This is a genomic window from Mesorhizobium sp. WSM4904 (genome assembly GCF_029674545.1).
Classification (GTDB): domain Bacteria; phylum Pseudomonadota; class Alphaproteobacteria; order Rhizobiales; family Rhizobiaceae; genus Mesorhizobium.
On record NZ_CP121354.1, the window covers coordinates 4,769,255 to 4,783,018 of the forward strand.

Here is a 13,764-nt window from a genome sequence, read left to right on the forward strand (position 1 = left end):
AAATCGAATGATAGTATTCGGGATATTGGCGCCGTGAATTTGGCCGCGTTCGATCTCAACCTGCTGCGCGTATTCGATGCCATGATGCTGGAGCTGAGCACGGTACGTGCCGGCGAACGGGTCGGCCTGTCGCAGCCGGCGGTCAGCTCGGCGCTCGGGCGCCTGCGCGCCATCCTCGGCGACGAGCTTTTCGTGCGCGACGGCAACCGCATGATGCCGACACCGCGCGCGCTCCAGCTGAAGGAACCGGTGCGCCAGGCGCTGGTGCAGATCGAGGAGGCCCTTGCGGCAAGCGCTGCCTTTGACCCTCAGACGTCGACGCGATCCTTCATGCTGATTGGCTCGGACTATTTCTCGACATTGCTGATGCCGAAACTGGCGGCGAGGGTCACGCCGATCGCGCCTTCGATCGTCCTCCAGATGATGGACTACCCATCGGCCGACGTTTTCGGCCTGCTGAGCGACGGTAAGGCCGACATCGTCCTGGACAGGGCGTTGGAGACCCCGGAGTGGATCGCCAGCCGGAGGCTGTTCCGTTCATGGCTTGTCTGCATCGCCCGCCGCGGGCACCCCTTGATCAGCGCAACGGAGATCCGGCCAGGGGAGGCCCTTCCAGCCGACGTCTTCTGCGCCATCCCGCAGGTGTTGCGCTCGGCCGACGGGAGCAGGTCCGGTACCATCGATCCGGCGCTCCAGAAGCTCGGCCTGTCGCGCAAGGTCGCCATCACCGTTCCGCATTTCCAGGCCGTTGCGCTTGCCGTGGCGAACAGCGACCTGCTCGGCAGCATCCCGGTTCACTTCGCGCGCCTGGCGGCCGAACACCTCGAACTGGATATTTTCATGCCGCCGATGGAATCGCCGGCGATGGACGTCACAATGTACTGGCATCGCCGATTGGATCGCGACGCTGGCAACGCCTGGCTGCGCGAGCAGCTTGGGGCGGTCGCTTCGTTCGAGCCGTAGGCGCACGCGATCGAGCGAGCAAGGATGACGGTTTGGCGGGCTACGTCGCGAACACCCCGTCGACTTCCGCAAGGGTGTGCTGGTAGGCGCTCTCAGCGGGAAGGTCAGCCAAGCTACTCTCCGGAGAGCGACGATATCAGCACATATCCGCGGGTCCTGTTCTGGTTGTCGCTGTCGACCGTGTTCATCGCCCCGAACAGGTCGACCGTTTTCACCCACACCGGCGGGTATTTGTAACGAGCGACATCGAGGATCAGGAACCTGTCCGCCTTCTCGTCGTAAGCGGCCAGCGGGGATATATGACCGCCCTTCTCCTGGCCTATCGCCTTGCGCAGATAGTTGACGATGACGAAGTGTCCGGGTTTGGAAAGGAATGAACTGGCCTGGGTCCGGAACTGCTCGGGGCTGGCGTCCGAAGCATGGCGGACTTCGGCCTTGATCGGCTGCGTGGAAAGAATGGCCCCGATCTGGTCGAGCGTCATTCCCTGCTTGTCCAGGACCTGGCGAGGAAGAATGGCCTCTGTGCGCTCATTGAGGACATTGTCCTGCGTGAACGTCCTGTAGGGTTCGTATTCCGGCACAGAAGGTGCGGGAAGGTTGAGTGCATTCAGCACCATGACGATGCTTGCCACACCACAATAGGCCTGCGTCTTTTGCGTAAGAAAGTTGCTCGCGAGAGGGAAATAGGCTTCCTTCGCTGTGCTCTCGACCAGAAAGCCCTCTCCGGATGGGGAACTGAATCCGGTCAGGTTGTCCGGAAGCTTCAGCGTCTCCGAGAAGGCGCCGGATGCAGCCAAAAGAAATATCAGCAAGAGCGAATACAAACGCGCAGACATGGTGGTCCTCCGCCCGGTTAAAGAAAGCGTCGAGGAATATACCAGCTTGTCGATACGGTGGCACGTTCGAGTTCGATGCTGCCGGCACGCCGCCACAAGCCACGCAATCCACTCCCGACGCTGATGCCGGCGTCGGGTCAAGTCCGCAAGAGGCTGCGCAGGCGAAGCCGCAGCCGGGGGCGATCGACTGGCGGTTCGGCACCCGTCTCATTGGATGTCTGCTCGCTGGGTGGCAGCAGGTAGAGCCAGGCCAGCATCTCATTGGCCTCGCCACAGCAAGGCCCCGCAATGCCGGCCGAAAGGAGGCTCAGCGCTTCCCCCCGCGAAAGTGTCGTGGGTGCAATCGACGTGCCGGTCCTCGCATGCATGATTAGCCTCCATAATTGGCGGTGGCAGCGACACGCAGGTTTTTCGAGCGACGCGAGACAGGTGGCGAACCTCATCTCATGGACATCAGGTCCGTCATGAGGCCGACCCCTACCCTGACGACGAACTTCGGCGCGAGGGGCTCCAGACAGCCGATATCCTTCAGCTGATCGGGCGTCAGGTCTGCCAACGCCCTGCGTCCTGCAACGGCCCGCCGCCAGGCCGTGAAGGCAGCGAGCGCTGCCGCCACGCTTTTCGACATTGCACCGAGCAGCCGCTGTTTCGGTGCGCGGGTCTTCGCGTGAGTTTCCGTGTGAGCCATTTCGCTCTCCCGTTCCAGACTGATGCCGGAGCGTGTCACGGAGGCGATTTGCGCTTGTTCAGCCAAGCGTGAACCGTTGAGGAAAGGCCATCGGATCGCCGTTAAATCCGCGTTAAATCGACCAGCGAAGATGTTATTGTGCCGGTGCGTTCGAAATTCGGAGGGCAGTCGTGCGCATCCGGTTGCTTGGCGGTCTCGAGGTGACTTCCGCGGATGGCCAGCCCGTCCGCTTCGCGACGCGCAAATCCGGGCTTCTCTTTGCCGCTCTCGTCCTGTCGGGGCGCCGCGGCCACCATCGCGAACGGCTTGCCGAAGGGTTTTGGCCGGGACGAGGCGACGCGCAGTCGCGCAACAGCCTGCGCCAGGCTCTTGCGGATATCCGGCGATGGTTTCCTGCCGCCGGCAGTGCGGCCATTTCCGTCGAGGGAGATCAGGAAGCGGTAGCGCTGACGGCCGGCCCGGACGAAGCGGATATCTGGCTCTTCGAACGCAAGCTCGCCGAAGGCGGCGCGGCGGACCTCGCCTTCGCCGCCGAGCTCTATCGTGGTGACGTGCTTGCGGGCGAAGCCATTCCGGACGGTCTGGATGAATGGTTCGGTCCGCATCAGGTCCGGTACCGGCAGAAAGCGCTGCAACTGGTGGAACGCCTGAGCCTCGCGCTGCCTGAAGCCGGAACCGAGGATGACACGGCCTGCGAGCGGCTCGCCGAAAGGCTGCTCGCCTCGGATCCGACCGCGGAGGCGGCACATCGGGCATTGATGCGGGTCCACGCCGCCAGGGGCCACGAAAACGCGGCCCTGCGCCAGTTTGAATCCTGCCGCGCGCTGCTGAGGAAGTACCTGGACGTCGAACCCGAGGCACAGACCAACGCATTGGCGGCGGCGCTGCAAACACGCGGTGGAAATCGGCTGTCCTCGTCGGCGCACGAGCCGCATCAGCCTATCTCCACGGCGGCGAGGTCGCACGACCAGCCCTCGGTGGCGGTGATGGCCTTCGACAATCTCGGCGGGGCGGACGACGAGTATTTCGCCGACGGCGTCGTCGAGGAGATCACCGCCGCGCTTTCGCGAATCCGGGACTTCTTCGTCATCGCGCGCCAGTCCGCCTTCACCTACAAGGGACGCTTCGTCGACGTGCGCGAGGTCGGCAGGGAACTCGGCGTCAACTATGTGGTCGAAGGCACGGTTCGGCGGGGCGGCGACCGGCTGCGCATTTCCGTGCAGCTGGTCGATGCCGAGACGCGGGCGCAGCTATGGTCCGAGCGCTACGAGGGCGCGATCGAAGACGTTTTCGAGTTCCAGGACAGGATCGCGGCGCAGGTAGCGGGCGCCATCCATCCGGCCATCCGTGGTGCCGAGATCGAGCTGGCCAAGCGCAAGCCGCCGACCAGCCTGCGGGCCTATGATTTCGTCATGCGCGCCTATCCGAACATTTGGGGCCGCCGCAAGGACACCAACGACCAGGCCATAGAGCTGCTGAAGAAAGCGATCGCAGTCGATCCGGCCTATGGCCGCGCCCATGCGCTCCTGGCTTGGTGCCACGCCTCGAATGCCGCATATCTGTGGGCCGAGCACCCGGAAAGCGAGTTGGAAAGGGCGCGCGCGGCGGTCGAGGCCGCGGGCTCGATCGGCGACGATCCTACCGCCCTGGCCGCCGCCGGCTCGGCATCGAGCATGTGCGGCGACCAGGAGCGCGCCGCCACTTTCATCGAAAAGGCGCTCAAGCTCGATCCGAACAATGCTTGGGCATGGGCACGCCATGGCTGGATCGCGATCTACAAGGACGACGCAGCCCACGCGCCGGAACGGTTCCAGCGAGCGATGATGCTGAGCCCGACGGATCCTTTCGCATTCAACATGAGACTGGGAATGGCCACCGCCATGGCCAAGACAGGTTCTCTCACCCAGGCTGTCGCGATCGCCCGCGAGGTGATCGCCGCCCATCCCGACATAATCATGTCCTATCGGTACCTCACCGCCTGGGCAGCGATGAGCGGCGACATGGAGACCGCCCGCTGGGCCGCGCAGAAGCTGCTCGCCGCCCAGCCGGACTTCACGATCGAGCGATACCGGTCGCTGCCTATCTTCCGCAACACCCCGGAATGGGCGGACCGGGTGGTCGAAGCCTTGAAGCAGGCGGGGCTTCCCGAGCGCTGATCAGGCGGCCATTTCCACCGGCAGGCCGGCGGCCTTCCACTCCGGCATGCCGTCCTCGAGACGACGCGCGGAATGGCCGAGCGAGCGCAGCGCGGCCACTGCCTCGAACGACATCACGCACCAGGGACCGCGGCAGTAGGCGACGATCTCCCGGTTCGTATCGCCGCTTTGGGACCAGGCTTTGATTTCGCCGAGTGGGACATTGATCGCACCGGGCACATGGCCGAGTGCGAACTCGTCCGGCGGGCGGACATCGATCAGCGTCACCAGCCCATCGCGCATCAGCGCCTGGAGTTCCTCGCGCCCGACGGGCCGCATGCCGTCTCGCGCCTCGAAATAGCCGCGCACGATGCGGTCGACTTCAGCGAGATGCCGCTCGGCAACGGCGCGCACAGACGCGAAGGCGGAAAGCACGCTCTCATCCGCAAGCGCATAGCGGACGAACTTGCCGTCGCGTACGGCCGAGACGATGCCGGCTCGACGCAGTGCCTGCAGATGCTGGGAGACGTTGGCTATCGGCTGGCCGAGCTTTGCGGCAAGCGCTTCGACGCTGCGCGCGCCTTGCGCTAGATGCTCGATCATTTCCAGGCGCAGCGGGTGGCCGAGCGCCTTGGCGACGATCGCGAACTGCTCGTAGAGCGCCTGTTTCGGATTGCGGATTGACATCGTCCTTTCAGCGACGCATCGTCATTCAATAAAATAATTGAATGACGCTTTCGACCATTGCTGTCAAGCCGGACAGTCCACCCGGAGCAGTCGGCCGTTCGGAGGAAAAGCGATGATTCTCAGGCAGTTCCTGCATACCGACCCGGTTGCCGCCTCCTATCTGTTCGGCTGCGGCGGCAAGGCTTCGGCGGCCGTCGTCGATCCGGTCGGCGACATTGCGCCTTATGTCGAGGCGGCACGCGCGACCGGCATGCGCATCCTCTATGTCGTCGACACGCATATTCATGCCGACCACATCTCGGCCGGACGGACGCTCGCCGAGGCGACCGGCGCCGAATACGTGCTGTTCGAAGGCGCCGAGGCAGGCTTCCCGTTCCGCCGCGTGAAGGACGGCGAGGTGCTCGAGCTTGGCAACGTCACGGCGACCGTCATGCATACGCCGGGCCACACGCCGGAGCATCTAAGCCTTTTGGTCACCGACCGGACCCGGTCGGCCGAGCCCTGGTTCGTGCTCACCGGACACACGCTGATGGTCGGCGATCTCGGCCGCACCGAACTTGCATCCAGCGCCGAGGACGGGGCACGCGCGCTCTATGCCAGCGTGCGCCGGCTGAAGGAATTACCCGACCACATCGAAGTGCTGCCGGGCGCCTATTCCGGCTCGGTCTGCGGCCGCTCGCTGAGCGGCAAGCCGACATCGACCATCGGCTTCGAGCGGCGTTTCAACAAGGCCTTCCGCATCGAGGACGAAGGCGAGTTCGTCGCCGCCATGACTGGCGACATCCCTCCCCCGCCGCCGGACGCCGCCCGCACAAGGGCCGCGAATGCCGGGGCGAAACCTTGAGCGCAGCGGCGCCGGCCGTCGCGCTCGGCCTCAAGGCCAACTGGAAACAGTTCGCGCTCCTGGTGCTGATCAACGCCTTCGTCGGCGGCATGGTCGGCATCGAGCGGACCGTGGTGCCGCTGATAGGAGCGGAGGAATTCGGCGTCGCTTCCACCACGCTGGTTACCTCCTTCATCGTCAGCTTCGGTGTGGTCAAGGCCTGCGCCAACCTCGTCTCCGGACAGCTTGCCGACAGATGGGGCCGCAAGCGGGTGCTGATCCTCGGCTGGCTGTTCGGCCTGCCGGTGCCCTTCATCATCATCTGGGCACCGAGCTGGGGCTGGATCGTCGCCGCCAATGCGCTGCTCGGCATCAACCAGGGGCTCGCCTGGTCGATGACCGTCATCATGAAGGTCGACCTCGTGGGGCCGAAGTCGCGCGGGCTTGCGGTCGGCCTCAACGAGTTCGCAGGCTACCTGGCCGTCGGGGTCACCGCCTTCCTCACCGGCTATCTGGCGAGCCGCTACGGGCTGCGCCCGGTGCCGATCTATCTCGGCGTCGGCTATGCGATCCTGGGCGCCGCGCTGTCGATCGTTTTGGTGCGCGACACGCGCGAGCATGTGCGGCTGGAACTGGCCAACCATCCGAAAGCCGCTTCGCCGCTCGGCTTCCGCGAGATCTTCATGCTGACCTCGTTTGGCGACCGCAACCTCTTCGCGGCCTCGCAGGCCGGCCTGGTCAACAATCTGAACGACGGCATGAGCTGGGGGCTGTTCCCGCTCTTCTTCGTCGCGAACGGGCTCGGCGTCGAGCGGATCGGCATCCTCAAGGCGGTCTATCCGGCGGTCTGGGGCGTCCTCCAGGTCGCAACCGGACCATTGAGCGACCGCTGGGGCCGCAAGGGCCTGATCGTCGCCGGCATGTGGCTGCAGGCGGTGGGGCTCCTGCTTACCGCCATGACGCGCGATTTCGGCTGGTGGCTGCTGGCGAGCCTGCTGCTCGGCCTCGGCACGGCGATGGTCTATCCGAGCCTGATCGCGGCGGTGTCGGACGCCTCGCATCCGTCCTGGCGGGCGCGCTCGCTCAGCGTCTACCGCTTCTGGCGCGACCTCGGCTACGCAATCGGAGCGCTGTCGGCGGGCCTCATCGCCGACTTCTTCGGTTTCGCCGCGGCGATCGCGGCGATCGCGGCGCTGACATTTCTCTCGGGCGCGATCGTGGCCGTGGCGATGCGGGAGACGGCGCGCTGACCCGGAGCGAGGCGACTGGTCGGCAGCGTCGCGTTTACGATATCCGAAGCTTCGTGCTGCCAGGGACGCGCCTGTCCGGTACTATGGCGCCGGGTGCCTTCTCGGGGTCGTTCATGAACAACTCGACGCGCATGCCGTGGGTCGACACGGCAAAAGGTCTTTCGATCATCCTAGTGGTGATGATGTATTCCGCCTACAATACCGGTGAATATACCGGCGGCGTCGGCTTCCTGCATTATGTCATCGGCTTCGCGACACCCTTCCGGATGCCCGAGTTTTTCCTGATTTCCGGGCTGTTCCTGTCGCAGGTGATCGAGCGGCCGTGGCGGCGCTATATCGACCGGCGCGTCGTCCATTATCTCTATTTCTACGTGCTGTGGGCGATCATCTCGATCGGGCTGAAGATCGGCATCTTCAGCCGCGATCCGGCCGGCATGCTGCATGACCTCGCAATGGCCGTCGTCCAGCCCTATGGCGTGCTGTGGTTCATCTACATGCTGGCGATGTTCGGCCTCGTCGCGCGCATCCTGCGCGAACTCGGCGCGCCGCACTGGATCGTCATTGCGGCCGCCGCGGTGCTGCAGATTTGGGCGCCGCATTCGGAGAGCTACGCGCTTACGCAATTCGCCGCCTATTTCGTGTTCTTCTATCTCGGCTTCGTCATGGCGCCGCTGGTGTTCCGGCTGGTCGCGTGGACGCAAGCGCGGCCGGCGATCACCGTCGCGGGCCTGGCCGCATGGGCGGTCGTCAACGGCCTGCTCGTCTATTCGCCGGGTTATGCCGTTCAGCCGGTCGGCATGCAGATGGGCCTGGCGGCATGGCCGCCGCTGCATCTTGCGCTCGCCGTCGCCGGCGCGGTGGCGCTCTGCGTCGCCGGCGGCTTCCTGTCGAAATTCGCCGCGATGGAATGGCTGCGCTGGCTCGGCGAGCATTCGCTGGTCGTCTATGTCGCCTTCACCATCCCGATGTCGATCTTCCGCGGCGCGGCGCTTGCGAGCGGCCTTCTGACCGACACCGGCTGGCTCAGCCTCGCGGTGCTGCTCGTTTCAGTGATCAGCCCGGTCATTCTCTATTTCATCGTCAAGCGCACCGGCTTCGGAAACTTCCTCTTCGAGCGGCCGGCCTGGGCGCATATCGACAGGCCGGTTGCCGGCCATATCTCGAACAAGGGGGTTGCGCGGCCGGCGCGCGAGGCGACCTGACGCCAGTTGGTTCGTCGGCAAGCCGCAGTCCTGCCGGCTATTTGCCGACAGTCGAGGGACGGCGCACGGCCTTGATCTTGCCGCTGCTGCCGCCACCGCAGAAGAAGCAGTCGCCACCGTCGGATTCCAACCCCGACACGCCGGAGGGCATCGCCACCTCCTGCAGCACGTCGCCCGTCTCGGGATCGATGCGCAAGAGGTCGCCCTCCTCGCCTTCCCAGGTGGCATGCCAGAGCTCGCCGTCGACCCAGGTGACGCCGGTGACGACGCGCTTCGATTCGATGGTGCGGATCACCTTGCCCGTCTCTGGATCGATCTGATGGATCTTGTGCGCCCTGTATTCGCCGACCCAGAGCGAACCTTCGGCCCAGGCCATGCCCGAGTCACCACCATTGCCGGGGGCCGGAATGGTGGCGACGACCTCGCCGGTTTTCGGGTCGACCTTGTGGATGCGGTCCTCGCCGATCTGGTAGAGGTGCTCGCCGTCGAAGGCGGTTCCCGCATGCGAGGCGACGTCGATCGATCGCACGATCGTGCCGCTGTCCGGATCAAGCGCCTTCAGCTTGTCGCCGGTGGCGAACCAGACATTCTTGCCGTCATAGGTGACGCCGTTGATGCGCTCGGCGTCCGGGAAGGGTCCATATTCCCGCAGGATCTCGGCGGCGGCTCGTTTCATTTTCGATCTCCATCTGAACAATGGCCGCAGACTAGTCGCTCGGCAGCGGACCCGGGAGTAACAAGACAGTCGGGAATCCGGTCATCGGCGGCGTCATCCAGCGGCGCGCCCTGCCGCGCCCGACCGCTCGCACCTTGTCCTGCGTGGAAAGCGCCTCCAGCGCGCGCTGCACGGTGCGCGGGCTGGCGCCAAGCGCGATCGCCAGCGCCGAGCTCGACCACGACTCGCCGTCGGCCAGGAAGGCGAGCACTGCCCCATGCTCCTCCTCGACAGGCGGAGCGAGCACCACGACTTCGCTGGCACTCATCGGCGTGAGCGTAAAACCGGCCGCCGTCGCGTTGATTTCAGCCAGCGCGCTGAGTTCAGCGCGCAGCCGTCCCATCTCGACCCGGAGCCGAGCGCGATGCGATTCGTCCGCGTGCCTGGCCCTGAAGGCGCGCCTCAGCAGCACCTCCCGCGGCGCATCTGCGGGCCACGCTTCGGCAAGCGTGCGCGCCAATGCAAACAGCACCGGCCGCGTCGCCAGCGGGACCGCCGTACCAGCCTGGCGCACGACATTGCGGCAGGCGTCGATGACGAGCGCGCCGGATGCGAGCAGCGCTTCGACCTCGTCGAGTTGGAGCGGCTTTTCCAAGCCCTTCGATATGAGCCGCGCGACGGGCGTGTTCAGCACCAGCGATGCGGTTTCGACCTCCGCCCTCAGCGCCGGGATGTTGGCTTCGTAGGCCGCAAGCGCCGCCCGGCCGAGCGCCGCGCGCGCAGCTTTCGTCCGCAAACGCCTGACCGCGATGCCCGCGGCCGCGAGCTCATGCGCGACGCGCGCGACCGGTGGCAGCGGCGCCGGATCGAAGCCGGCAAGCAGGCGCTCGGCCTCGTCGATACGGCCGATCAGGATCAGCCGACGCGCCTCGAGGCTTCCTGCATAGGCCGCATTCACGCGATCGCCATGCGATGCAAGCGTCGTCCTTGCGGTTCGCAACGCCTTCTCCGGCCAGCCGAGATCGCGCGAGACGAGCGCGATCTCGGCTTCGGCGACGACACAGCGGGCCCGCGCCACTGCCTCCTTCGGGCTGAAGGCGCGGGCCGCGCTCTTCAGCAGCGCCTTGGCCTTGGCGAAGTCGCCGAGTTGCGCCATCGCGATGCCGCGCAGCGCCAGCGCCGGCGCGTCGTCGCGCAGCGCGACGCGCTTCAAGGCGCCGAGCGGGTCACCCGCGGCAAGCGCGCGGCCGGCGGCATTGATCAGCGAGTCCATGCAATGCCCGTCTTAGGGTCCGCCGGATCAAATCGCGCCACACTTGTAACTCTCACCATCGCGCCGTCCGGCCCTATGTCTGTCCGCGTCACCCTCAACCAAACCGAAAGAATGAGCAATGACCCAGCAAATGCACACACCACCGGTCGTTTCGCCAGAGGCCTGGGAAGGCGCGTATGACGAGATGCTGGTGAAGGAAAAAGCCCTTACCCGCGCCCGCGACGCTTTAGCCGCCGAGCGCCGCCGCATGCCGTGGATGCTCGTCGTGAAGGATTATGTGTTCGAAGGCCCGAACGGCAAGGCAAGCCTGCTCGATCTTTTCGAAGGCCGCCGGCAGCTGATCATCTACCGCGCCTTCTTCGAGCCGGGCGTCTATGGCTGGCCGGAGCATGCCTGCCGCGGCTGCTCGCTCGGCGCCGACCAGGTCGGCAACCTTGCCCATCTCAACGCCCGCGACACCACGCTTGCCTATGCCTCGCGCGCGCCGCAGGCCGACATTCAGCGGCTGAAGCAGCGGATGGATTGGAAGATGCCCTGGTACACCATCACCGACAGCTGGGATAAGGATTTCGGCGTCGACGAATGGCACGGCCACAACGTCTTCATCCACGACGGCGACCGCATCTTCCGCACCTACTTCGTCAACAACCGCGGCGACGAGGCGTTCGGCACGGTGTGGAGCTATCTCGACGTCACCCCGCTCGGCCGCCAGGAGGTGTGGGAGGATTCGCCCAAGGGCTATCCGCAGACCCAGACCTACAAATGGTGGAACTGGCACGACAACTACGAAGCGGGCGCCGCCCCCGACCAGAGATGGGTCGAGGTGTCGGATGCCGGCGAAGCGGCGTTCCGCAATAAGGACGCCTGAACGTGACACGACTTCGGCGGCGCGAACCGCGCCGCCGAAGCCGATCCCCGCATCTCTCCGAATTTTGAAATCCCGACCGCTTCGGGAAGGTGAATATCATGAGCATCGACAATTCCGCCCCTCGCCCAACCGGCTTGAGCAGCTTCGGCCTTGCCGACTGGCTTTGCCTCGCCGCCGCGCCGACCTTCGCCATGATGGCGCTGCTGACCGCCGGCTATGACGGCCACGACATGATGTGCATGTCAGGCTCAGGCGCCTCGATCCTTAGCGGCATGGCGCCGATGTATCTGCTGATGGCCGGCTTCCATCTGACGCCATGGTTGAGGCTGATGGCAAGGCGCGGGTGAGATCTCCACTGAGCGCCACCTGGATTGCGCAGGCTGCGATATCAGGCGCTCGCCGGCTCATGGGACCTCGTCGCCATGTTCGACGTGCTCGAGCACGTTCCGAGCCTTCCTTTCCTTTCCCGCCTTCAGACCAGTCATCTGGCCGTCGCCGTCCCAATGGCGGACTACTCCGCCCAGGCGAGCTCGCCCAGATGGCGACGGACCAAGTTCATCTCTTCAGAAGCCGTGCGCCCAAAATGCCGCTTGAAGTCGCGGCTGAACTGAGCCGCGCTCGCATAGCCGACCGAAGCCGCGACATGAGCGATCCTGCCCGTGCGCGCGATCACCAGCCTTGCCTCATGCAGCCGCATCGCTTTCACGTACTGCATGGGGCTGCTTCCGGTCATCTCCTTGAAATGGACGTGGTAGGAAGGCACGCTCATGCCCGCTTCTCTCGCCAGATCGGCGACCGAGATTTCGCAGCTGTAGTTTTCCCGCAGCCATGCGAGGCTCCGCACGATCCTTCCCGACCGGCCCCTCTGCTGCAGGGCCGCGATCATTGCGCCGCCTTGCGGGCCAATAAGCACCCGGTAATGCAGCTCGCGCAGCAGGCTTGATCCAAGAACGGCGGTCTCGGCAGGGCTGCGAAGCGCCTTCAGCAGGCGCAGCAAGACGTCCTCGATGTCGGTGCCCATCCTGCTTGATACGAGACTTCGCGGCTTACCGCTTGCGGGAACGGAATGCGTCTCCAGCTGCGCTGCAATCTCGGCCGCCAGCCGCATGTCGAACTCGACATAGACCGCAAGCAACGGACGATCGGGGCTGGCCATCGACTCCATTCGAAACGGAACCGGCACCGACACCGCCAAATAGTGTTCTTCGTCATAGAGGTAGACCTCCTGTTCGAGGATGCCTCGCTTGCTTCCCTGCAGGACGAACACCGCGCCGGGTTCATAAAGCACCGGGACGTCATGAAGCACAGCCTCCGTCCGGAGCACCCGCACGCTCTCGAGTGCGGTGGCGTTGTATCCAATGCGTTCGGCGAGAGCTCCAGCCAGGTCGACCAGTTGCCGTCTTCGTCCGGCGTCCGTTCCAATAGGATTTGGCAAGTTATTCATAGGGATCGCGATCGAAGACACCATCGCCAAATACTATTTGCCAAGGCGCACTCCATCAACAAAGGACCGCAGACCATGGCGAAAAAGACCTTCTTCATCACCGGCGCCAATTCCGGCTTTGGCCTCGCCATCGCTTCCGCCGCCATCCAAACAGGCCATACGGTCATTGGCACCGTACGGTCCGAGACGTCGCGCGCGGCACTCGGCAGATCCCTGCCCGCGATCCGAACGGTCATGTGCGATGTCACGGAGTTCGACCGCGTGCCGGGCGTCGTCGCGCAGGCGGAGGAAGAGCACGGGCCCGTCGATGTCCTGATCAACAATGCCGGCTATGGCCATGAGGGGGTGCTTGAGGAGTCGCCGCTCGAAGAGATGCGGCGTCAGTTCGACGTGAACGTCTTCGGCGCCGTGGCGGTCGCCAAGGCGTTTCTTCGGAGGTTCCGCGAGCGGCGCCAGGGCTTCATCGTCAATGTCACCTCGATGGGCGGCATGATCACGATGCCGGGCATTGCTTACTATTGCGGCAGCAAGTTCGCGCTCCAGGGCATATCGGAAGTGATGCGTTCGGAAATGGCCCCGTTCGGCATACACGTTACGGCGGTCTGCCCCGGCTCCTTCCGGACGGACTGGGCCGGGCGCTCCATGGTCCGGACCGAAAGGTCCATCGCGGATTACGATGCGCTGTTCGATCCGATCCGGGAAGCTCGGCAGGCGAAAAGCGGCAGGCAGCTTGGCGACCCCGGCAAGCTTGCCAAGGCCGTGTTGGCTTTGGTGGAATCCGAAGCTCCGCCGCCGCAGCTCCTGCTTGGCAGCGACGCTCTCAAGCTCGTGTCCGAGCGTATCGAGCGCCTCCAGCAAGAGATCGAAACCTGGAGGGCTGTGACCATCTCGACCGATGGCTGAATGAGCGCGGGAATAGCCTCACTGCATTGCCTTCCGC

General features: G+C 65.0%; 14 protein-coding genes. 8 read left to right on the forward strand and 6 right to left on the reverse strand.

The window, feature by feature from the left end; all coding sequences use genetic code 11:
- Positions 1-33 precede the first annotated feature (33 nt).
- The gene (locus QAZ47_RS22945; RefSeq protein WP_278230828.1) at positions 34-963 is read left to right on the forward strand and encodes a LysR family transcriptional regulator; all 930 of its coding nucleotides are present in this window, start codon (positions 34-36) and stop codon (positions 961-963) included.
- A gap of 113 nt (positions 964-1,076) precedes the next feature.
- Here QAZ47_RS22945 and QAZ47_RS22950 read toward each other — a convergent pair whose 3' ends face one another.
- Both QAZ47_RS22950 and QAZ47_RS22955 read right to left on the reverse strand, forming a co-directional pair.
- Positions 1,077-1,799: a phytochelatin synthase family protein gene (locus QAZ47_RS22950; RefSeq protein WP_278203023.1), complete on the reverse strand. Its 723-nt coding sequence runs from the start codon at positions 1,797-1,799 to the stop codon at positions 1,077-1,079.
- A 439-nt stretch (positions 1,800-2,238) separates the two neighbouring features.
- Positions 2,239-2,487, reverse strand: a complete 249-nt coding sequence (locus QAZ47_RS22955) for a DUF1127 domain-containing protein (RefSeq protein ID WP_278230829.1) — start codon at positions 2,485-2,487, stop codon at positions 2,239-2,241.
- 170 nt (positions 2,488-2,657) lie between these two features.
- Between QAZ47_RS22955 and QAZ47_RS22960 the strand changes: the two genes are divergently transcribed.
- Positions 2,658-4,643: a BTAD domain-containing putative transcriptional regulator gene (locus tag QAZ47_RS22960; protein WP_278230830.1), complete on the forward strand. Its 1,986-nt coding sequence runs from the start codon at positions 2,658-2,660 to the stop codon at positions 4,641-4,643.
- Here QAZ47_RS22960 and QAZ47_RS22965 read toward each other — a convergent pair whose 3' ends face one another.
- Positions 4,644-5,309, reverse strand: a complete 666-nt coding sequence (locus tag QAZ47_RS22965; protein ID WP_278230831.1) for a metalloregulator ArsR/SmtB family transcription factor — start codon at positions 5,307-5,309, stop codon at positions 4,644-4,646.
- A 112-nt stretch (positions 5,310-5,421) separates the two neighbouring features.
- On the opposite strand from QAZ47_RS22965, the gene QAZ47_RS22970 reads away from it, so the two are divergent.
- The 3 genes from QAZ47_RS22970 to QAZ47_RS22980 all read left to right on the forward strand — a co-directional run bounded on the left by QAZ47_RS22970 (position 5,422) and on the right by QAZ47_RS22980 (position 8,584).
- Positions 5,422-6,153 carry an MBL fold metallo-hydrolase gene (locus QAZ47_RS22970; protein WP_278230832.1) on the forward strand — a complete coding sequence of 244 codons (732 nt, stop codon included), beginning with the start codon at positions 5,422-5,424 and terminating at the stop codon, positions 6,151-6,153.
- Positions 6,150-7,382 carry an MFS transporter gene (locus tag QAZ47_RS22975; RefSeq protein WP_278230833.1) on the forward strand — a complete coding sequence of 411 codons (1,233 nt, stop codon included), beginning with the start codon at positions 6,150-6,152 and terminating at the stop codon, positions 7,380-7,382. The genes QAZ47_RS22970 and QAZ47_RS22975 overlap by 4 nt, the downstream gene beginning before the upstream one ends.
- A gap of 113 nt (positions 7,383-7,495) precedes the next feature.
- On the forward strand, positions 7,496-8,584 hold the full coding sequence (locus QAZ47_RS22980; RefSeq protein WP_278230834.1) for an acyltransferase family protein: 1,089 nt from the start codon (positions 7,496-7,498) through the stop codon (positions 8,582-8,584).
- A gap of 37 nt (positions 8,585-8,621) precedes the next feature.
- Here QAZ47_RS22980 and QAZ47_RS22985 read toward each other — a convergent pair whose 3' ends face one another.
- Both QAZ47_RS22985 and QAZ47_RS22990 read right to left on the reverse strand, forming a co-directional pair.
- Positions 8,622-9,260 (reverse strand): DUF5074 domain-containing protein, encoded by a 639-nt coding sequence (locus QAZ47_RS22985; protein WP_278230835.1) that lies wholly within the window; start codon positions 9,258-9,260, stop codon positions 8,622-8,624.
- 31 nt (positions 9,261-9,291) lie between these two features.
- Positions 9,292-10,512, reverse strand: a complete 1,221-nt coding sequence (locus tag QAZ47_RS22990) for a helix-turn-helix domain-containing protein (protein ID WP_278230836.1) — start codon at positions 10,510-10,512, stop codon at positions 9,292-9,294.
- Positions 10,513-10,630: 118 nt separating this feature from the next.
- Here QAZ47_RS22990 and QAZ47_RS22995 point away from each other — a divergent pair, with 118 nt between their 5' ends.
- Both QAZ47_RS22995 and QAZ47_RS23000 read left to right on the forward strand, forming a co-directional pair.
- Positions 10,631-11,380 (forward strand): DUF899 family protein, encoded by a 750-nt coding sequence (locus QAZ47_RS22995; protein WP_278230837.1) that lies wholly within the window; start codon positions 10,631-10,633, stop codon positions 11,378-11,380.
- Positions 11,381-11,478: 98 nt separating this feature from the next.
- Positions 11,479-11,727, forward strand: coding sequence for a hypothetical protein (locus QAZ47_RS23000; protein WP_278203035.1), 249 nt, complete (start codon positions 11,479-11,481; stop codon positions 11,725-11,727).
- A gap of 164 nt (positions 11,728-11,891) precedes the next feature.
- Here the strand turns inward: QAZ47_RS23000 and QAZ47_RS23005 are convergent, their stop codons facing one another.
- Positions 11,892-12,848 carry an AraC family transcriptional regulator gene (locus QAZ47_RS23005; protein WP_278233851.1) on the reverse strand — a complete coding sequence of 319 codons (957 nt, stop codon included), beginning with the start codon at positions 12,846-12,848 and terminating at the stop codon, positions 11,892-11,894.
- A 51-nt stretch (positions 12,849-12,899) separates the two neighbouring features.
- On the opposite strand from QAZ47_RS23005, the gene QAZ47_RS23010 reads away from it, so the two are divergent.
- Positions 12,900-13,727, forward strand: coding sequence for an oxidoreductase (locus tag QAZ47_RS23010; protein WP_278230838.1), 828 nt, complete (start codon positions 12,900-12,902; stop codon positions 13,725-13,727).
- Positions 13,728-13,764 lie beyond the last annotated feature (37 nt).

What these genes read in the sequence shown, in the direction of transcription:
- QAZ47_RS22950 (WP_278203023.1), bottom strand. Translation starts at nt 1,799, where the DNA reads ATGTCTGCGCGTTTGTATTCGCTCTTGCTGATATTTCTTTTGGCTGCA.
- QAZ47_RS22955 (WP_278230829.1), bottom strand. Translation starts at nt 2,487, where the DNA reads ATGGCTCACACGGAAACTCACGCGAAGACCCGCGCACCGAAACAGCGG.
- QAZ47_RS22965 (WP_278230831.1), bottom strand. Translation starts at nt 5,309, where the DNA reads ATGTCAATCCGCAATCCGAAACAGGCGCTCTACGAGCAGTTCGCGATC.
- QAZ47_RS22970 (WP_278230832.1), top strand. Translation starts at nt 5,422, where the DNA reads ATGATTCTCAGGCAGTTCCTGCATACCGACCCGGTTGCCGCCTCCTAT.
- QAZ47_RS22980 (WP_278230834.1), top strand. Translation starts at nt 7,496, where the DNA reads ATGAACAACTCGACGCGCATGCCGTGGGTCGACACGGCAAAAGGTCTT.
- QAZ47_RS22985 (WP_278230835.1), bottom strand. Translation starts at nt 9,260, where the DNA reads ATGAAACGAGCCGCCGCCGAGATCCTGCGGGAATATGGACCCTTCCCG.
- QAZ47_RS22990 (WP_278230836.1), bottom strand. Translation starts at nt 10,512, where the DNA reads ATGGACTCGCTGATCAATGCCGCCGGCCGCGCGCTTGCCGCGGGTGAC.
- QAZ47_RS22995 (WP_278230837.1), top strand. Translation starts at nt 10,631, where the DNA reads ATGACCCAGCAAATGCACACACCACCGGTCGTTTCGCCAGAGGCCTGG.
- QAZ47_RS23000 (WP_278203035.1), top strand. Translation starts at nt 11,479, where the DNA reads ATGAGCATCGACAATTCCGCCCCTCGCCCAACCGGCTTGAGCAGCTTC.
- QAZ47_RS23005 (WP_278233851.1), bottom strand. Translation starts at nt 12,848, where the DNA reads ATGGTGTCTTCGATCGCGATCCCTATGAATAACTTGCCAAATCCTATT.
- QAZ47_RS23010 (WP_278230838.1), top strand. Translation starts at nt 12,900, where the DNA reads ATGGCGAAAAAGACCTTCTTCATCACCGGCGCCAATTCCGGCTTTGGC.